The organism is Janthinobacterium sp. PAMC25594, assembly GCF_019443505.1.
In the GTDB taxonomy this organism is placed as follows: Bacteria; Pseudomonadota; Gammaproteobacteria; order Burkholderiales; family Burkholderiaceae_D; genus Janthinobacterium.
The window spans coordinates 4915191-4932805 of the sequence record NZ_CP080377.1 but is presented as its reverse complement, the minus strand read 5'-3'; the positions used below and the strand labels follow the sequence as shown (position 1 = coordinate 4932805).

17 protein-coding genes are annotated in these 17615 nt (G+C 64.3%); 13 read left to right on the top strand and 4 right to left on the bottom strand.

Annotated elements, in window-relative coordinates; translation table 11 throughout:
• The first annotated feature begins 32 nt into the window (after nt 1–32).
• The 8 genes from KY494_RS22115 to KY494_RS22080 all read left to right on the top strand — a co-directional run bounded on the left by KY494_RS22115 (nt 33) and on the right by KY494_RS22080 (nt 8572).
• A complete protein-coding gene (locus KY494_RS22115; RefSeq protein ID WP_219132787.1) occupies nt 33–452 on the top strand; it encodes a DUF4259 domain-containing protein in 420 nt (139 codons plus the stop codon).
• Nucleotides 453–569: 117 nt separating this feature from the next.
• Complete coding sequence (locus KY494_RS22110) at nt 570–1448, top strand: HlyC/CorC family transporter (protein WP_034746750.1); 879 nt, start codon at nt 570–572, stop codon at nt 1446–1448.
• A gap of 79 nt (nt 1449–1527) precedes the next feature.
• Nucleotides 1528–3054 carry an apolipoprotein N-acyltransferase gene (gene lnt / locus KY494_RS22105; RefSeq protein ID WP_219888248.1) on the top strand — a complete coding sequence of 509 codons (1527 nt, stop codon included), beginning with the start codon at nt 1528–1530 and terminating at the stop codon, nt 3052–3054.
• Between the two features lie 146 nt (nt 3055–3200).
• Nucleotides 3201–4118: a glycine--tRNA ligase subunit alpha gene (glyQ, locus tag KY494_RS22100; RefSeq protein WP_099762190.1), complete on the top strand. Its 918-nt coding sequence runs from the start codon at nt 3201–3203 to the stop codon at nt 4116–4118.
• A 39-nt stretch (nt 4119–4157) separates the two neighbouring features.
• Nucleotides 4158–6260 carry a glycine--tRNA ligase subunit beta gene (gene glyS / locus KY494_RS22095; protein WP_219132785.1) on the top strand — a complete coding sequence of 701 codons (2103 nt, stop codon included), beginning with the start codon at nt 4158–4160 and terminating at the stop codon, nt 6258–6260.
• Complete coding sequence (gmhB, locus tag KY494_RS22090; RefSeq protein WP_219888247.1) at nt 6260–6847, top strand: D-glycero-beta-D-manno-heptose 1,7-bisphosphate 7-phosphatase; 588 nt, start codon at nt 6260–6262, stop codon at nt 6845–6847. The genes glyS and gmhB overlap by 1 nt, the downstream gene beginning before the upstream one ends.
• A 16-nt stretch (nt 6848–6863) precedes the next feature.
• The gene (locus KY494_RS22085; protein WP_096237795.1) at nt 6864–7604 is read left to right on the top strand and encodes a 1-acyl-sn-glycerol-3-phosphate acyltransferase; all 741 of its coding nucleotides are present in this window, start codon (nt 6864–6866) and stop codon (nt 7602–7604) included.
• A 44-nt stretch (nt 7605–7648) separates the two neighbouring features.
• Nucleotides 7649–8572 carry a M48 family metallopeptidase gene (locus tag KY494_RS22080; protein ID WP_219891694.1) on the top strand — a complete coding sequence of 308 codons (924 nt, stop codon included), beginning with the start codon at nt 7649–7651 and terminating at the stop codon, nt 8570–8572.
• A 136-nt stretch (nt 8573–8708) separates the two neighbouring features.
• Here the strand turns inward: KY494_RS22080 and waaA are convergent, their stop codons facing one another.
• The 4 genes from waaA to KY494_RS22060 all read right to left on the bottom strand — a co-directional run bounded on the left by waaA (nt 8709) and on the right by KY494_RS22060 (nt 12818).
• Nucleotides 8709–9983, bottom strand: coding sequence for a lipid IV(A) 3-deoxy-D-manno-octulosonic acid transferase (gene waaA, locus KY494_RS22075; protein ID WP_219888246.1), 1275 nt, complete (start codon nt 9981–9983; stop codon nt 8709–8711).
• Between the two features lie 17 nt (nt 9984–10000).
• A complete protein-coding gene (gene waaC / locus KY494_RS22070; RefSeq protein ID WP_219888245.1) occupies nt 10001–11023 on the bottom strand; it encodes a lipopolysaccharide heptosyltransferase I in 1023 nt (340 codons plus the stop codon).
• A gap of 4 nt (nt 11024–11027) precedes the next feature.
• Nucleotides 11028–12410, bottom strand: a complete 1383-nt coding sequence (locus KY494_RS22065) for a phosphomannomutase/phosphoglucomutase (protein ID WP_219888244.1) — start codon at nt 12408–12410, stop codon at nt 11028–11030.
• A 99-nt stretch (nt 12411–12509) separates the two neighbouring features.
• Nucleotides 12510–12818 carry an H-NS family nucleoid-associated regulatory protein gene (locus KY494_RS22060; protein WP_219888243.1) on the bottom strand — a complete coding sequence of 103 codons (309 nt, stop codon included), beginning with the start codon at nt 12816–12818 and terminating at the stop codon, nt 12510–12512.
• 384 nt (nt 12819–13202) lie between these two features.
• Here KY494_RS22060 and KY494_RS22055 point away from each other — a divergent pair, with 384 nt between their 5' ends.
• The 5 genes from KY494_RS22055 (at nt 13203) to KY494_RS22035 (ending at nt 17600) form a co-directional block, all read left to right on the top strand.
• The gene (locus KY494_RS22055) at nt 13203–14042 is read left to right on the top strand and encodes a symmetrical bis(5'-nucleosyl)-tetraphosphatase (RefSeq protein WP_219888242.1); all 840 of its coding nucleotides are present in this window, start codon (nt 13203–13205) and stop codon (nt 14040–14042) included.
• A gap of 89 nt (nt 14043–14131) precedes the next feature.
• The gene (locus KY494_RS22050) at nt 14132–15052 is read left to right on the top strand and encodes an AraC family transcriptional regulator (RefSeq protein WP_219888241.1); all 921 of its coding nucleotides are present in this window, start codon (nt 14132–14134) and stop codon (nt 15050–15052) included.
• A gap of 118 nt (nt 15053–15170) precedes the next feature.
• Entirely contained in the window at nt 15171–15725 is a 555-nt protein-coding gene (locus KY494_RS22045) for a carboxymuconolactone decarboxylase family protein (protein WP_070222110.1), read from the top strand.
• A gap of 1 nt (nt 15726) precedes the next feature.
• Complete coding sequence (locus KY494_RS22040) at nt 15727–16809, top strand: acyl-CoA dehydrogenase family protein (protein WP_219888240.1); 1083 nt, start codon at nt 15727–15729, stop codon at nt 16807–16809.
• Complete coding sequence (locus KY494_RS22035) at nt 16806–17600, top strand: ABC transporter ATP-binding protein (protein ID WP_219132775.1); 795 nt, start codon at nt 16806–16808, stop codon at nt 17598–17600. The genes KY494_RS22040 and KY494_RS22035 overlap by 4 nt, the downstream gene beginning before the upstream one ends.
• The last annotated feature ends 15 nt before the right edge of the window (nt 17601–17615 follow it).

Sequence of the window (17615 nt, the reverse complement as noted above, 5' to 3'; positions counted from 1 at the left end):
GCCATCAACCACACACGTAACAAGGACACATTATGGGCACTTGGGCCACTGACGCCTTCGGCAACGACTACGCCATGGATTGGGCGCAGGACTTGCACGAATATAAAACCCTGGAACTGGTCGAGACGACGCTCGACAACGTCATCGACAGCCAGGAAACGGAGCTGGAAGCGCCGTTCGCCGCCGAGGCGCTGGCCGCGCTGGAAGTGATCGCGCGCCTGCAAGGCAAGCCGGGCGAGGACGACCCGGCCACGGCGGAAGTGGACGAATGGGTGGCCGCCTGCAAGAAGAAAGTCACGCCGCCGCTGCTGGAAAAGGCGCGCCTGGCCTTCGACCGCATCATGACGGAGTCGTCGGAACTGCGCCAGCTGTGGCAGGACAGCGAGCATTTTACGGACTGGCAGGCGGACGTGGCGGCCTTGCGCGCGCGCGTGCTGGGCCAGGACGCCTGAAACGTCGGGCAACGGCGCACTTCAACGTATTAAATTTGCATCAAAAGCGGGGAATTCCGGTATTGCCCCACTTTTGGTGTATCCTATATCCCTTCGCAACAACGGCTCACGCCTCCTATGCCCGAGCATCCTAGTGGCGTCAGAACTGACGTCAAGCCCCACCGGTCACTGTTTGAACGCCTGACCGCACTCATATCCCCCGAGCCAGAGAACCGTGCAGAATTGCTCGAAGTTCTACACGATGCGCATGAACGCAAGCTGATCGACGCCGACGCCCTGTCGATGATCGAAGGCGTGTTTCAGGTATCGGATCTCTGTGCGCGCGACATCATGATTCCCCGTTCGCAAATGGATGTCATCGACATCAGCAAGCCGATCGAGGAATGGATGCCGGAAGTCCTGTCCACCGCCCACTCGCGCTTCCCCGCGATCGAAGGCGAGCGCGACAAGGTCATCGGCATCCTGCTGGCGAAAGACTTGCTGCGTTATTACGCAGAAGAGACTTTCGACGTGCGCGACATGCTGCGCCCCGCCATCTTCATCCCCGAATCGAAACGCCTGAATGTGCTGCTGCGCGATTTCCGCGCCAACCACAATCACATGGCCATCGTCGTCGATGAATACAGCGGCGTCGCCGGCCTGATCACCATCGAAGACGTGCTGGAACAGATCGTCGGCGATATCGAGGACGAATACGACTTCGACGAAGCCGAGGACAACATCCTCTCGCTCAAGGAAGGCCAGTTCGGCCCCCGCTGGCGCGTCAAGGCGCTGACCGAGATCGAACAGTTCAACGAGGAAGTGGGCAGCCACCTGGTGGACGACGACGTCGACACCATCGGCGGCCTGGTCTCGAAGTACCTGGGCCGCATGGCGCACAAGGGCGATATTTTCGACCTGGGCAATCTGCGCTTCGAGGTGCTGCGCGCCGATGCGCGCCAGGTGCACGTGCTGCTCGTCGAGCGCCTGCCCAACGTGCCGGAACTGGAACTCTGACATGCGCGTGCTGTAGATGCGTTTCAGACGCTTAGATCCCAACGCCCCCGCCAAACCGCCCCGCAGCACGTGGGCGCGCATGCTGACTGCCGCCATCGCCGGCGCCGTCGCGGTGCTGGCGTTCGCCCCTTTCGGCTACTGGCCGCTGCAAATCCTCAGCCTGGGCGTGCTGTTCTACCAGGTGCTGCGCGCGGCGAACGTCAAGGCCGGCGCGCTGATCGGCTGGGCCTACGGCTTCGGCTGGTGCGCGGCCGGCACGCACTGGCTGTACATCTCGATGCACCGCTATGGCGACATGGCCGCGCCGATCGCCGCCATCGCCGTGGCCTTGCTGGCCCTCTTGATGGCCATTTACGTGGCCCTGGCCATGGGCGCGGCGGCCTGGCTGCGCCAGCGCTGGGTGCTGTCCCTGCCCGCCATGACCCTGCTGGTGCTGCCCGCCACGTGGACGCTGTTCGAATGGACGCGCGGCTGGCTGTTTACGGGTTTCCCGTGGCTGGCCACCGGTTACGCCCACAATGCCAGCCCGTTGGGCGGCTTTGCCCCCATCGTCGGCGCGTATGGCCTGGGCTGGCTGGCGGCGCTGTCGGCCGGCGCCCTGCTCTTGCTAGTCCACCCCCTGCACCGCACGCGCTGGTTTGCGCTGGGCGGCGTCATCGCGCTGTACGCGGCCGGCATCGGCTTGCAATATGTGAACTGGACCCATCCGGTCGGGCGCCCCATCACCGTGCGCCTGTTGCAGGGCAATGTGCCGCAACAGCAGAAATTCGACCCCGGCTTCGTGCTGGGCGCCCTGCAGATGTACCAGAGCGCCATCACCAGTGCCCCGGCCGACCTGATCGCCACGCCGGAAACGGCCGTCACCGTGCTGCCGCACCAGCTGCCGCCCGGCTATCTGGATAGCCTGGGCACGTATGCGCAGCAGACAGGCAGCACGATTTTGCTCGGCATGCCCGTGCTCGACGAGCAGCAGCGCTTCTACAATGCGGCCGTGGGCATCACGCCCAACGGCACGCCGGGACCGTACTACCAGTACCGCAAGCACCATCTGGTGCCGTTCGGCGAATTCGTGCCGCCCGGCCTGCACTGGTTCGTCGCCATGATGGCCATCCCGCTGGGCGACATGGGCCGCGGCGCGGAAGTACAAGCGCCTTTGCCCGTGCGCGACCAGCTGGTGCTGCCGAATATCTGCTACGAAGATTTGTTTGGCGAAGAAATCGCGGGCCAGCTGGCCAGCGCCCACCGCCATGGCAAGCAATCGGCCTCGGTGCTGCTGAATATCTCGAACCTGGCCTGGTTTGGCGACTCGATCGCCATCCCGCAGCATCTGCAGATTTCGCAGATGCGCAGCCTGGAAACGGGCCGCCCCATGCTGCGCTCGACGAATACGGGCGCCACCGCCGTCATCGACGGCAAGGGCGTGGTGCAAAGCCTGCTGCCGCCGGAACAGCAAGCCACGCTGGCGGCCAAGGTGCAAGGCATGGGCGGCATGACGCCGTACATTCTGTATGGCAATAAACTGGTGCTGGCCCTGGCCGCGCTGGCCTTGCTGACGGCTTTCCTGCTGTCGCGCGCCGCGCGCCGTGGCCGCGCCGTGCAGCAATAAGCGGCCGATATTGCCCGAAGAGTCACAGTGGGCCCGTAAAAACCGCTAAAATTAGCAAAATCCCGGCCCGGACGCACTTGTTGGCAGCGTGCGGGCTTCAAGCAAACCTTAACAAAGCGCAGCCTCCCGCGCGGCGAACTCATACGATGCTCACATTTCAACAAATTATCCTGACCTTGCAAACCTATTGGGACAAGCAAGGTTGCGCCCTGCTCCAGCCTTACGACATGGAAGTCGGCGCCGGCACTTTCCACACCGGCACCTTCCTGCGCGCGATCGGCCCGGAACCCTGGCGCGCCGCGTATGTGCAGCCGTCGCGCCGTCCGAAGGATGGCCGCTATGGCGAAAATCCGAACCGCATGCAGCACTACTACCAATACCAGGTGGTCTTGAAGCCGGCGCCGGAAAACATCCTCGACCTGTATCTGGGTTCGCTGGCCGCCCTGGGCCTGGACTTGCAGCAGAATGACGTGCGCTTCGTCGAAGACGACTGGGAAAGCCCGACCCTGGGCGCCTGGGGCCTGGGCTGGGAAGTCTGGCTGAACGGCATGGAAGTGACCCAATTTACCTACTTCCAGCAAGTGGGCGGCCTCGATTGCAAGCCCGTGCTGGGCGAAATCACCTACGGCATCGAACGCCTGGCCATGTATTTGCAAGGCGTGGAAAACGTGTATGACCTGGTGTGGACCGAGTGGGAAGAGAATGGAGTCACGAAAAAACTGACCTACGGCGACGTCTTCCACCAGAACGAAGTGGAGCAATCGACCTACAACTTCGAGCATGCGAATACGGACCTGCTGTTCGAACAGTTCGGCAACTACGAAGCGGAAGCGAAGCGTTTGATCGAGCTGCAACTGACCCTGCCCGCCTACGAGAAAATCATGAAGGCTTCGCACAGCTTCAACATGTTAGATGCGCGTGGCGCCATCTCGGTGACGGAACGCGCCGCCTACATCGGCCGCGTGCGCACCCTGTCGCGCCTGGTGGCGCAAGCGTATTACGACTCGCGCGAGCGCCTCGGTTTCCCGATGCTGCCCGCCGCAGACCAACCCGCCGCCGCTTGATCGCCTAGCTCACACACCGCCGTACCAGACAAGAACACCATGAACCAAACACTGCTCATCGAACTGCTGACCGAAGAACTGCCGCCGAAAGCGCTGGCCAAACTGGGCGCCGCCTTCACCGCCGGCATCGTCAATGGCCTGAAAGCGCGCGACTTCCTGGAAGCCGACAGCGTCGCCACCAGCTACGCCTCGCCGCGCCGCCTGGCCGTCTCCATCACCAATGTGCGCGAAGTCTCGCCCGATAAATCCATCCGCGAAAAAGTCCTGCCCGTCTCCGTGGCGCTGGACGCGAACGGCAACGGCACGCCGCCGCTGGCCAAGAAACTGGCCGCGCTGGGCTTCCCCGACCTGACGCTGGCCGAACTGGAACGCGCCGTCGACGGCAAGGCGGAAAGCTTCTTCTACACCTACACGGCGCCCGGCAGCCAGCTCGCCAGCGGCGCGCAGGCGGCATTGACGGAATCGGCCGCCAAGCTGCCGATTCCAAAACTGATGAGCTATCAGCGCCCGGACGGCACCACCGTGCAATTCGTGCGCCCGGCCCACAGCCTGCTCGCCCTGCATGGCATCAATATCCTGCCTCTGACCCTGCTGGGCTTGACGGCCGGCCGCACCACGCTGGGCCACCGCTTCCTCACCGACGGTACGCCGATCACCATCGCGCACGCGGAAAACTATGCGCCGTCACTGATCCTCAACGCCAGCGTCATCGCCAGCAACGAGGAGCGCAAGGAGCGCATCCGCGCCCAGCTGCTGGACAAGGCCGGTGCCGACCAGGTGCTGATGCCCGAAGCGCTGCTCGATGAAGTGACGGCCCTGGTCGAATGGCCGGTCGTGTATGAATGCCACTTCGAGGAAGAATTCCTGGCCGTGCCGCAGGAATGCCTGATCCTCACCATGCAGACGAACCAGAAGTATTTTGCGCTGACCGACAGCGAAGGCAAGCTGCGCTCGCGCTTCCTGATCGTCTCCAACATCGAGACGGACACGCCAGAACACATCATCGGCGGCAACGAGCGCGTCGTGCGCCCGCGGCTGTCCGACGCCAAGTTCTTCTTCGAGCAAGACAAGAAGAAGACGCTGGCATCGCGCTTGCCGCTGCTGGCCAACGTGGTCTACCACAACAAGCTGGGCACGCAAGCGGCCCGCACAGAGCGCGTCAAGTCGCTGGCCGGCGCCATCGCCGCCAAGCTGCAATATGACGTCGCTCTGGCCGAACGTGGCGCCCTGCTGGCCAAGGCCGACCTGCTGACCGACATGGTGGGCGAATTCCCTGAGCTGCAAGGCATCATGGGCACGTATTATGCGCGCCATGACGGCGAGCCGGAAGAAGTGGCGCTGGCCGCCTCCGAACACTACCAGCCGCGTTTTGCCGGCGACAGCCTGCCGTCGACCGCCACCGGCACCGCCGTGGCCCTGGCCGACAAGCTCGAAACGCTGGTCGGCATCTGGGCTATCGGCCTGGCGCCGACGGGCGACAAGGACCCGTTCGCGCTGCGCCGCCACGCGCTGGGCGTGCTGCGCATGCTGCTGGAAAAACGCCTGCCATTGTCGATCCGGGGCTTGCTGGCGGATGCCGCCGCGCAGTTCGCGTCGGTGCCCGGCTTCAAGGACCCCGTCGCGGATGTGACCACCTTCATGCTCGACCGCCTGCGCGGCATCCTGCGCGAGCGCGGTTTCTCGCCGAATGAAATCGAAGCCGTCGTGGCGCAAAACCCGGACCGTCTGGACGACATCGTGCAGCGCCTGGAAGCCGTGCAGGCGTTTGCCGCCCTGCCGGAAAGCGCCTCGCTGGCCGCCGCCAACAAGCGCATCACGAACATCCTGAAAAAGAACGAGGAGGCGGTCAGCCTGGTCGCCGCCGGCGGCGTCAACGTGGCGCTGCTGCAGGACGAAGCGGAGAAAAAACTCGCCGCCGCCGTCTCGCGCGTGCAGCCGGAAGTCGATGCGGCCTTCGCCAAGGGCGACTTCACCAGCACCCTGCAAACCCTGGCGCAGCTGCGCGACGACGTCGACGGCTTCTTCAACGACGTGATGGTGATGGCCGAGGATGTCGCCCTGCGCAACAACCGCCTGGCCTTGCTGTCGTCGCTGCACGGCATGATGAACCGCGTGGCCGACATTTCCAAGCTGGCGGCATAATGGGCACTCCGGCGCTGAAACTGATTATTCTCGACCGCGACGGCGTCATTAATCATGACTCGCCGGATTTCATCAAGTCGCCGGCCGAATGGCTGCCGATCCCCGGCTCGCTCGAAGCGATCGCCCGCCTGAACCAGGCCGGCTATCGCGTCGTCGTCGCCTCGAACCAGTCGGGCATCGCGCGCGAATACTTCGACATGACGGTGCTCAACGCGATCCACCAGAAGATGCATACCCTGGCGCAGCAGGTGGGCGCCGACATCGACGCCATCTTCTTCTGCCCGCACGCGGGCGCGGACAATTGCGACTGCCGCAAGCCGAAACCGGGCATGTTCCATGAAATCTCGAAGCGCTACAACACCAGCCTGAAAGGCGTGCCCACCGTTGGCGATTCGCTGCGCGACCTGCAGGCAGGTTTCATCAGCGGCTGCGTGCCCTACCTGGTCTTGACGGGCAAGGGCAAAAAAACCAATGAAACGGGTGGCCTGCCACCCGGCACCCAGGTCTTCCCCGACCTGGCCGCCGTGGTCAGCCACCTGCTCAAGGCGCCAGCGGCGCCAGCGCCCACCGTGGCATTCAGTATCTAATTTTCGGAGAACCGCATTGCGTAATATTTCCCTGTTCCTGCGATCCCTGCTGTTCATGACCATCATGATCGTGGCCACCATCGTCTGGGCCTGCGTGTGTTTTTTTGCCGCGCCATTGAGCTACAACAAGCGCTATTGGGTCACCTCGCGCTGGAACGTGTTTATCCTGTGGTGTGCCAAGGTCATTTGCGGCATCCGCTATGAAGTCAAGGGCGCCGAGAATTTCCCCGACGCGCCGGCCATCGTGCTGTCAAAGCACCAGTCGGCATGGGAAACCATCTTTCTGCTGCCCAGCCTTCCCCGTCCGCTGGTGTATGTGTTCAAGAAGGAGATTCTGTACATCCCGTTCTTTGGCTGGGCCATGGCGCTGCTGCGCATGATTCCCATCGACCGCAAGCAGGGCAAGCACGCGTTCAAGAGCGTGGTCGCGCATGGCAAACGCCGCCTGGCCGACGGCCAATGGATTATCATGTTCCCGGAAGGCACCCGCATCCCGGTGGGCCAGGCGGGCAAGTACAAGAGCGGGGGCACGCGCCTGGCCATCGCCACGGGCGCCGTGGTGGTGCCGATTGCGCATAATTCAGGCGAATGCTGGCCCAAGCAGTCATTCCTCAAACGCCCGGGACTGATCACCGTCTCGATAGGCAAACCGATTTCGCCGGAAGGGCACACCCCGGACAGCATGATGCAACAGGTGGAAAATTGGATAGAATCAGAAATGCGCGTCATTTCGCCTCACGCCTACAACGCTGGCTAGACGGCATCAGCGCGGTCATCCAGGAGCCGACCCTGCGCCAGCAGATGAAGACCATCAAGGTCGGCGACCAGCAACTGGATTTGTTCGCGCATGACGTCTCGACCAGCACGCCCCCGGCGGTGCGCCCCACGGCACCGCCAGCGCCGCCCGTGGCGCCACCGCCAGTGGCACCCGCGCCCCCCATCGTTCGCCCCGCCCCTTTGCCCCTGCCGTCCCCGCCGCGCCCTGCCGATGGCCCTCCGCTGCGCCAGCTGCAGCTGGGCAGCCACCTGGTCGAATTCGCCCTGCGCCGCTCCACGCGCCGTTCCATCGGCTTCATGATCGACGATAACGGCTTGCGCGTGACCGCGCCCAAGCGCGTCACCCTGGCCGAGATCGACAACGCCATCCGCGCCAAGCAAGGCTGGATCGTCTCGAAGCTGCTGGAACGGGGCGAGCGCAAGGTGCAGCGCCAGCAGCGCCCGCCCGTGGCATGGGTCGATGGCGCCGCGCTGCCCTACCTCGGTGGCGAAATCACCCTGCGCCTGCACCAGGCGCCGCGCCACCGCGCCAGCTTCCAGCGCGAGACAAATGAGCTGCACGTATGGGTCACGCCCACGGGCAGCGAACAGCAGTTGAAGGACAAAGTGAAGGGCTGGTTCCAGCACGAGGCGCGCCAGCTGTTCGAAGCGCGGCTGGATTTGTATGCGCAAAAGCTGGGCGTAAGCTACGATTCGCTGTCGCTGTCGTCGGCCGGCACGCGCTGGGGCAGCTGCACCATCGAGCGCAAGATCCGCCTGAACTGGCGCCTGATCCACTTCGCCCTGCCGCTGATCGACTACGTGGTGGCGCACGAGCTGTCGCACCTGCTGGAAATGAACCACAGCCCCCGCTTCTGGGCCACCGTGGAATCGATCTATCCCGATTACGATGGCGCCAAGCAGGCGCTGAGAAAACGCTCGCAGGAGCTGCCGGTGTTGTTCGCGTAAACAATATTGTTGGCGGCTGTCGGATTACGCGCTAGCGCGCTAATCCGACCTACCTCAATCACGGCAGTAGGTCGGATTAGGCGGGGCCGCCGAGGCCGCAGGCCGTAATCCGACAACATTGTTGGCCGCGCTGCCGTCACCGCAGCAACGGTTGAATCGCCGCGATGGTCCGCGGCGTAGCGCCACGGTGCTGCGCCGCAAACGCCAGCGCCTTTTGTCCCATCGACGATAAACGCGCCGAATCCTGCAGCAGCGCCGAAGCTTGCGCCATCAGCGCATCGGCGTCCGCCACCCGCGCGGCGCCGCCGGCGGCAATCGCCTGTTCGGTCACCAGCGCGAAATTGAAGGTGTGCGGGCCGATCAGCACGGGCTTACCCAGGGCCGCCGGCTCGATCAGGTTTTGTCCGCCCAGTGGCAGCAGGCTGCCGCCGACAAAGGCGCAATCGCAGGCCGCGTAATACGCAAACATCTCGCCCATCGAGTCGCCCAGCAGCACCTGCGTGCCCGCCGCCACAACATCGTCCTGCGCCAGGCCAGACCTGCGCTGCACGGTCAGGCCGTGCGTCAGCACCAGTTTTTCCACCTCGTCGAAGCGCTGCGGATGGCGTGGCACGAGCAGCAGCAGAACACCATCGGGCAAGCTGGCGCGGATATAGGCATCGAGGAGCAGCTGCTCCTCGCCTTCGCGCGTACTGGCGCACAGCAGCACGGGACGCGCACCGATGGCGGCGCGCAGCGCCGCCCCTGTCGCCAGCGCCGCCGCGGGCACGACGACATCGAACTTGATGCTGCCCGTGACGACCACATCCCGCACGCCCAGCAGGCGCACGCGCTCGGCGTCATCCTGCGTCTGCGCCGCCACCAGGGTGATGCCGCGCGCCGCATCGGTGATGAGCTTGCCCAGGCGCTGCGCCTTGCCCAGCGAACGCTGTGACAGGCGCGCGTTGGCCAGCACCACCGGCACTTTGTAGCGATTGCATTGGTGGATCAGATTCGGCCACACTTCCGTCTCCATCAGGATGCAGATGCGTGGCGCGAAATGGCGGATGAAACGGGCCGGCATGGCGCCCGTGTCGTACGGCAGATAGCTTTGCACCAGACGCGCACCATGTTTGGCGAACAGGGTTTTACCGGTCGCGCGTCCCGTGGGCGTCATGTGCGTGAGGACGATACGGCAAGCGGGCCATGCAGCCAGCAACGCATCGATCAGTGGTTCGGCCGCGCGCGTCTCGCCGACGGAGACGGCGTGCAGCCAGAGCGTGTCAGGAGCAGTGTCGGCCTGGCGTCCGTACCAGCCCAGGCGCTCGCCCCAGTGCTGGCGGTAGCCCGGTTCCTGGCGTCCGCGCAACCACAACCGCGCCAGTACCAGGGGCAAGGCCAGCCACCAGGCAAGGGTATAAAGAAGTCGCATGATTGTTTAACGTGACGTCAGGCGGGAGTATGGTCGGCCAGCAGGCGCTGTGCCGCGGCCAGCACTTCCGGCACGCCGGGCGGCGCGCCCTTGTCGCCCAGGTTGATGATTTTCGGCGACCAGTTGCCTTCCGTTTTCCACAGCGGCGAATCGGCATAGATTTCCACCGTCGGACGCACGAAGGCGGCGGCGATATGCGTCAGGCCCGTATCGACGCCGATCACCAGCGCCGCGTGGCGCGCCAGCAGCGTGGCATCGCCCATCGACAGCTTCGGCAGCACGCGCGCATTCGGCAGGCCGGCCGCCAGCACTTCCGCTTCCGCCTTTTCCTTGGGCGAGCCCCAGGGCAGCAAAATCGGCATGGGCGCGAGCGCATGGCCCAGGGCGATCCAGTTTTCCGGCGCCCATTTCTTGGCGTCGCGCGCCGTGCCGTGGAAATACACGCAGTATGGCGCCTCGCCCATCCAGTCCGGGCGCGGCTCGCTGCCTGACACTTCCGGCAAGCCGAAATCGGCCGGCGTATCGAGCGTGTAGCCGAGTGCCGCGGCGGCCACCATGCGGCCGCGCGCTACCGCATGCGTGCGTGGATCGAGCGGAATGCTTTTCGTGTGAAAGATGCGCGAGATAGCTTCGTAGCCCGAGCCTTCGCTGCCATTGGCCAGGCCGACCTTCTGTCCGCCCGGCGCCAGCCGCGCGGCGCCCATGATGATGCCCGTCTTGAGCAAACCCTGGGTATCGAACACATAATCGTAGCGCGTCTGGCGCAGGCTGCGGAAAAAGGCGGCGATTTCCGCGCGCGTCTCCTTCTTGCCCAGGCTCTTGCGCCAGCGCCGCAGCGCGAACGGGAAGATGGCGCCCACGCGCGGATTCAGGCGCACCAGGCTGGTGTAACCCTCTTCAACCACCCAGTCGATGGTCGCATCCGGATAATGGCGGGCGATGTCCGCCACCATCGGCAAGTTATGCAGCACGTCGCCCAGTGACGATACCCGCACCAGCAGGATTTTCAAGGGCGCCTGTGCGCCAGGTTGACCGGCCATGCTGTCAGAACGGCAGAACGGCGTCAGGCTTGGCGGCCAGGATCACGCTCTTGAACTGGCCCTGGATACGCGCCAGCGCTTCCGGCGTTTCCGCCTCGAAGCGCATCACGATCACCGGCGTGGTGTTCGACGAACGGGCCAGGCCGAAGCCGTCCGCGTACTCCACGCGCAGGCCGTCGATGGTGATGACCTGTTCATTGCCGGGAAAGACGGCGTCGCGGCGCAGCATGTCCATCAGCGCGACGTTCTCGCCTTCCTGCAGTTCCAGATGCAGTTCCGGCGTGCTGTCGGACTGCGGCAGGGAATTGAGCAGGCTTGAGGGATCGGCCTCGCGCGTCAGGATTTCCAACAGGCGCGCGGCCGAATACATGCCGTCGTCGAAACCGTACCAGCGGTCCTTGAAGAAGATATGGCCGCTCATTTCGCCGCCCAGCGGCGCGCCCGTTTCGCGCAGCTTGGCTTTTACCAGCGAGTGGCCGGTCTTGTACATCAGCGGCACGCCGCCATGCTTGCTGATCCACGGCGCCAGGTGGCGCGTGCATTTCACGTCGTACAGGATTTGCGCGCCCGGATGGCGCGTCAGCACGTCGGCGGCGAACAGCATCATCTGGCGATCAGGGTAGATGATCTGGCCATCCTTGGTGACCACGCCCAGGCGGTCGCCATCGCCATCGAAGGCGATGCCGATTTCGGCATCCGTCTCGGCCAGGCAGCGGATCAGGTCTTGCAGGTTTTCCGGATGTGCAGGATCGGGGTGGTGATTGGGGAAATTGCCATCGACTTCGCAGAACAGTTCGATGACCTCGCAGCCCATGCCGCGGAACAGGTCGCCCGCGAACGCGCCGGCCACGCCATTGCCGCAATCGACGGCGATCTTGATCGGCCGCGCCAGCTTGACGTCGCCCAGGATACGCTGCAGGTAGGCGGCGCGGATATCGTGCGTGGCATAGCTACCCGGCGTGCTGCTGGCGCTGCCGTCGTGCGCGACGATGCTGTGGTACAGCGCCTGGATCGCTTCGCCGTGGATCGCTTCGCCCGCCAGCACCATCTTGAAACCATTGTAGTCAGGCGGATTGTGACTGCCCGTGACCATGATGCCGGAGCGCGTGTCGAGCACATTCGTGCCGAAGTACACCATCGGCGTGGCCACCACGCCCAGGTCGATCACGTCGACGCCTGCGGCCTGCAAGCCCTGCGCCAGCGCCGCCGTCAGTTCAGGCCCCGACAGCCGGCCATCGCGGCCGATCACGACCCGCTGCTCACCCTTGGCCAGGGCGGCCTGGCCAAATGCCTGACCGATCTTGTAGGCCACGCTGGCATCGAGGGTTTTAGCAATGATGCCGCGAATATCGTAGGCCTTGAAGATCGTTCTGGACAATGGAAGCATGGTATGGGCGGTATAAGTATAAGTAAGGGTATCGATAAGGTGCCTGGCAAGGTACAGCGCGTGGCTGGCAGCTTGCCACTGCGCCAAGAGTATACCGAATTATACGCGCAGCAGATCGATGGACTTGCCCGATTCCACCCATTGCTTGACCCACAGCGGCTGGCGACCACGGCCTGTCCATTGTTGAGTAGCATTGTCAGGATGGCGGTAACGTACCGCGACTTTTCCCGTGCGCGGGTGCAAGCCGTCGAGTATCAGCTGTTTCAGCGGAATGCCCGCTTGCTGCGCGATGGCCATGATCTGTTCGCGCGCCTTGTTCAAATCTTCACGCTCGCGGCTGTTTAATTCCTGCTTCACATTATCTTCCAGCTTGCGCAATTCCAGCATCGTCATCATTGACAGATCCATCCCGTTTATCCTTTACATTCAATTAAATAATAAAATCACGTGGAATATACTACATTGCATAAAAATGCGCGCACCGTAGCGTAATCGCTCGTCGCTTGAATGACAGAGCTCGATTTATTTACCGGTTCAACATTAAGATTAAATGAAGAATATGTCGAAACCACGCGCGGAAACATGAATAAACATGAATAAAATGACATTCTGGCTGGTATGGCACGGTCACCGATTCCAGCAAGTATGGCAGGGAATGATTATCTCTATAAAACAGCGAAATATTCAGCTAAATAATCCTCAGGAAATTAAGAAGACGCTCACTACCGGGATATGCTCCAAAGGCAGCCATGCTTATAATGCATGCGCGTAGTTCACTTCACCCTGGCACATATGAAAACTTACTTTATCGGCGATCTGCAAGGCTGCCATGCCCAAACCGTCGAACTGATCGAACGGATCCAGGCGGCGGCGGATGGCCCGTACCGCCTGCTGTTCGCGGGCGACTTGATCAACCGCGGCCCGGCCTCGCTGGCCACCCTGCGCCACGTGCATGCGCTGGCGCGGCAAGGCCTGGCCGACAGTGTCCTGGGCAACCATGACTTGCATTTGCTGGCCGTGGCCAACGGCATCCGGCCCGAGCATGCGTCCGACACCCTCGCAGAAATCCTCGATGCGCCCGACCGCGAAGAACTGCTGGCCTGGCTGCGCCAGCGTCCGCTCGCCTTGCGGCACCAGGGGCATGTGCTCGTGCATGCGGGCTTGCTGCCGCAATGGAGCGCGACCCAGGCTTTGTCCCTGGGCGAGGAAGTGTCGAGCATGCTGCGCAGCGATGACTGGGTGGCGTTCCTGCGCAGCATGTACGGCAACGAGCCGGCCGCCTGGCGCGACGACCTGCGGGGCGCCGACCGGCTGCGCTGTATCGTCAACGCCATGACGCGGCTGCGCTTTTGCACGCCGAACGGCGTGATGGACTTCAAGATGAAGGAGAGCGGCAGCCCGCCGCCAGGCTCCGGTCTGCTGCCGTGGTTCGACGTGCCGGGCCGGCGCAGCGCGGGCGACACTGTCGTCTTCGGCCATTGGTCGGCGCTGGGACTGCAGTTGCGGCCCGACCTGATCGGCCTCGATAGCGGCTGCGTCTGGGGCGGAAAACTGTCGGCCGTGTGCCTGGAAGACCGCTCGCTGCTGCAAGTCGACTGTCCCGCCTTCCAGCAGCACAGTGGCAAGCAGTAAGCAGTACCGCGCGCATATGCTTAGTCGAAATCGGTCGTTGGCCCTGGCGCGCCTGCGCCGTATGATGCAGCTTTTGCCTGTGCCATCCCATGCATCCTGATACCGACAGACTGGCGCGCTGGCTGCTCGGCAGCCTGGAACTCGACACCGCCGTCCTGCATGTGGGCCAGTACTGCGGCCGCTGGCGCGCTTCCACGGCGGGCCGGGAACTGGGCAGCTTTCACCTGGTGCTCGATGGCCACTGCTATTTGCACATCGATGGCGCGGCGCCGATAGCGCTTGGCCCGCGCGACGGCGTCTTCCTGCTGCGCGACTTGCCGCATTTCCTCAGTCCCCACAGCGATCCGCTGCAGGCGGTCAGCGCGCAAGCCATGCTGCCGCTGCAAATACCCACGCAGCAGCCGGCGACGGCGCTGGCCTGCGGCTTCTTTCAATTTCGCGGTGCCCTTTCCGCGCTGATCGTCGACTCGTTTCCGCCGTACCTGCTGATACGCGGCGACGCGCCCGCCTTCAGCGCCGCCGCAGCGCTGTTCGACCTGATCCTGCTTGAAGCGGGTGGCGATCCGCAGCAACCGTCGCCGCTCATCGCGCGCCTGGTCGAACTGCTGTTCTTTTACCTGATCCGCCATGTGGCACAGGGCGAGCAGGTGGCGGCCGGCCTGCTGTCGCTGCTGCACCAGCCCGCATTTTCGCCGCTGCTCGAACGCATGCTCGACGCCCCCGCCGCCGACTGGTCGATCGAGAACATGGCCAAGGCGGCGTGCATGTCGCGCGCCAGCTTCTGCAAGCATTTCGCCAGCGCCAGCGGCCACTCGCCGGCCCAGTTCCTGCTCCTGCTGCGCATGAAGATCGCCGCGCGCCGGCTGCACGACGGCGTCTCCGTCGAACGCGCGGCCGAACTGGTGGGTTACCGCTCGCACGCCGCCTTTACGCGCGCCTTCAAGCGGGTCACGGGCGAGCAACCGGGCGCCTACCGGCGCGACCAGAGATTGCGCCAGCTGGCCAGCTGACATCAAGGTTTGCGCAATCAAAGACGAACGAGCACAAAAGGACGACGCTGACGTCTGTTGCGTGCGCGATATGGCCGATATAATGCCCGGGTGACTTACCAACTTAGCAAGGTACCCCATGTCCCGTCTGACGCTGCACACTCTCGATACCGCCCCGGCCGATAGCCGCCCCTTCGTGGAAAAGGCCATCGCCAACAACGGCTTCCTGCCCAACCTGATCGGCGTGCTGGCCAATGCCCCGCTGGCGCTGGAAACCTATCTGACCGTCTCCGGCATCAATGCGCGCGCCAGCCTGACGTTGATGGAACGCGAAGTGGTGCAAATCACGGCCGCGCGCATCCACGGCTGCGATTTCTGCATCGCCGGCCATAGCGCCATTTCGCTGAAAAAAGCGGGCCAGACACCGGATACGGTGCGCGCCCTGCAGCATGGCCAGCCGACGGGCGATACGAAGCTCGACGCCGTCGCCGCCTTCGCCACGGCCGTCATCGCCACGCGCGGCGCCGTCAGCGACGCCGAATATCAAGCCTTCCTGGCAGCCGGCTACAACGAGCAGCAGGCGCTGGAAGTCGTGCTGGGCATCAGCCTGGCCACCCTGTGCAATTTTTCCAACAGCCTGGCCGGCACGCCCGTCAATCCGCAATTGACGCCCTACCTGCCTGGCGCCGTCTGACATGGCCAAGCTCACTGACTGGCTGCACGCGCATGCCGACCAGCTCGACCAATCGTCAGCACTGGCTGAAACCGTTTTGCCGGCCCTCGCCGGCGACCAGCTGCTGGCCATCGGCGTGCCGCAGGAGCACGGCGGCGCGGGCGGCGACGTGCGCGACGCCATCAACGCCATCGCCAACGTCGCCGAGCAATCGGTAACGGCGGCCTTTGTCTTCTGGGGCCAGCGCTGCTTCATCGAATTCCTGCTGCAAAGCGAGAATCGCGCGCTGGCCGAGCGCCGCTTGCCCGGCCTGCTGGCTGGCACGCAGGCGGGCGCCAGCGGCCTGTCGAACGCCATGAAATTCTTGTCCGGCATCGAGCAGCTGCAAATCACGGGCGTGCGCCAGGATGACGGCTTGCTGGTCGACGGCGGCCTGGCCTGGGTGACGAACTTGCGCAAGGCGGGATTTGTCGCGGCCGCCGCCGTGGCGCCGAACGACGGCGCGCCACCGGCCATCGTCGCCTTCGACAGCGGCACGCCAGGCGTGCAGCGCGGCGACGACCTGGACCTGATCGCCCTGCGCGGCAGCAATACGGCCTCCGTCAAGCTGACGCAGGTGCACATCCCCGCCGCGGACATCATCAGCGACAATGCGCCAGCCTGGCTGCCGCAGGTACGCCCCTCGTTCCTCGGCATGCAGTGCGGCCTGTCGATCGGCCTGGCGCGCGCCAGCCTGGCAAAGGCGGCGCAGATCTCGGCCGGCTCGCGCAACGCGCTCACGCCGCGCATCGAAGCGCTGCAAGCGACCCTGGAGGCGGCTGTTGCCACCTTGCTGGCCGGCGTGCACGATGGCCGCTTCAAGACGCAGGCGCCGGCCATGTTCCGCCTGCGCATACAGCTGGCCGACGTGCTGCAACAAGCGCTGATGCTGGAACTGCAGGCGATGGGCGGGCGCGCCTACCTGAACGCGGAACAGCAGGGCTTTGCCCGCCGCTGGCGCGAATCGTCGTTCATCCCCATCGTCACCCCGAGCCTGATGCAATTGCAGGCAGCCTTGCAGCTGTTCGACAGCCAGCAGGCGGCCAAGGCGGGAGCGTCGGCATGAGCGTTGCTGATTGGGCCTTGCAGGCGCAGGATCTCAGCTACGCCTATCCTGGCACGGCACCCGTGTTCCAGCACGTCTCGCTGGGCGTGCGCAAGCGCGAAATCGTCTGCCTGCTGGGCGGCAGCGGCTGCGGCAAATCGAGCCTGCTGCGCGTGCTGGCCGGCTTGCAGCCGCCGTCCACGGGCGCGATCCAGTTCCTCGACTCTCCCATGCGCGAACCGGACCCGCGCAGCGCCCTCGTCTTCCAGCAAGCCAGTTTGCTACCCTGGCTGAACGTCACGGGCAATGCCGGCTTCGGCCTGGACTTCAAGCACCAGCCGCAGCTCACGCGCGCAGCGCACCAGGCGCGCGTGGCGCAAGCCATCGAAGCGGTCGGCCTGAAGGGCCGCGAAAAGCTGTATCCGTCCGCGCTGTCGGGCGGCATGGCGCAGCGCGTGGCCCTGGCCCGCGCGCTGGCGCGCGAACCGGAACTACTGTTCGCCGACGAACCGTTTTCCGCGCTCGACGCCATCACGCGCGCCGAGATGCAGTCGCTGCTGGTCGACGTGGTGCACCGCTGGCATACGGCCGTGCTGCTCGTCACGCACGATATCGATGAAGCGATCCTCGTGGCCGACCGCATCTTGCTGATGGGCGGCAAGCCGGGCAACATCGTGCGCGAATGGCCCGTCGCCATCACCCAGCCGCGCATCGGCCACAGCGCCGACGTGATCGCCCTCAAGATGGACATCCTCGACGCCCTGCAAAAACTGCAAACGCAGGACCAGCAAGCATCGCTCGCTCCCCTTTAATTGACCGGAACACTC

Excerpts from the sequence above, each read along its gene's own strand:
- KY494_RS22115 (WP_219132787.1), top strand. The coding sequence starts at position 33 with ATGGGCACTTGGGCCACTGACGCCTTCGGCAACGACTACGCCATGGAT.
- KY494_RS22110 (WP_034746750.1), top strand. The coding sequence starts at position 570 with ATGCCCGAGCATCCTAGTGGCGTCAGAACTGACGTCAAGCCCCACCGG.
- lnt (WP_219888248.1), top strand. The coding sequence starts at position 1,528 with ATGCTGACTGCCGCCATCGCCGGCGCCGTCGCGGTGCTGGCGTTCGCC.
- glyQ (WP_099762190.1), top strand. The coding sequence starts at position 3,201 with ATGCTCACATTTCAACAAATTATCCTGACCTTGCAAACCTATTGGGAC.
- glyS (WP_219132785.1), top strand. The coding sequence starts at position 4,158 with ATGAACCAAACACTGCTCATCGAACTGCTGACCGAAGAACTGCCGCCG.
- gmhB (WP_219888247.1), top strand. The coding sequence starts at position 6,260 with ATGGGCACTCCGGCGCTGAAACTGATTATTCTCGACCGCGACGGCGTC.
- KY494_RS22080 (WP_219891694.1), top strand. The coding sequence starts at position 7,649 with ATGAAGACCATCAAGGTCGGCGACCAGCAACTGGATTTGTTCGCGCAT.
- waaA (WP_219888246.1), bottom strand. The coding sequence starts at position 9,983 with ATGCGACTTCTTTATACCCTTGCCTGGTGGCTGGCCTTGCCCCTGGTA.
- waaC (WP_219888245.1), bottom strand. The coding sequence starts at position 11,023 with ATGGCCGGTCAACCTGGCGCACAGGCGCCCTTGAAAATCCTGCTGGTG.
- KY494_RS22065 (WP_219888244.1), bottom strand. The coding sequence starts at position 12,410 with ATGCTTCCATTGTCCAGAACGATCTTCAAGGCCTACGATATTCGCGGC.
- KY494_RS22060 (WP_219888243.1), bottom strand. The coding sequence starts at position 12,818 with ATGGATCTGTCAATGATGACGATGCTGGAATTGCGCAAGCTGGAAGAT.
- KY494_RS22055 (WP_219888242.1), top strand. The coding sequence starts at position 13,203 with ATGAAAACTTACTTTATCGGCGATCTGCAAGGCTGCCATGCCCAAACC.
- KY494_RS22050 (WP_219888241.1), top strand. The coding sequence starts at position 14,132 with ATGCATCCTGATACCGACAGACTGGCGCGCTGGCTGCTCGGCAGCCTG.
- KY494_RS22045 (WP_070222110.1), top strand. The coding sequence starts at position 15,171 with ATGTCCCGTCTGACGCTGCACACTCTCGATACCGCCCCGGCCGATAGC.
- KY494_RS22040 (WP_219888240.1), top strand. The coding sequence starts at position 15,727 with ATGGCCAAGCTCACTGACTGGCTGCACGCGCATGCCGACCAGCTCGAC.
- KY494_RS22035 (WP_219132775.1), top strand. The coding sequence starts at position 16,806 with ATGAGCGTTGCTGATTGGGCCTTGCAGGCGCAGGATCTCAGCTACGCC.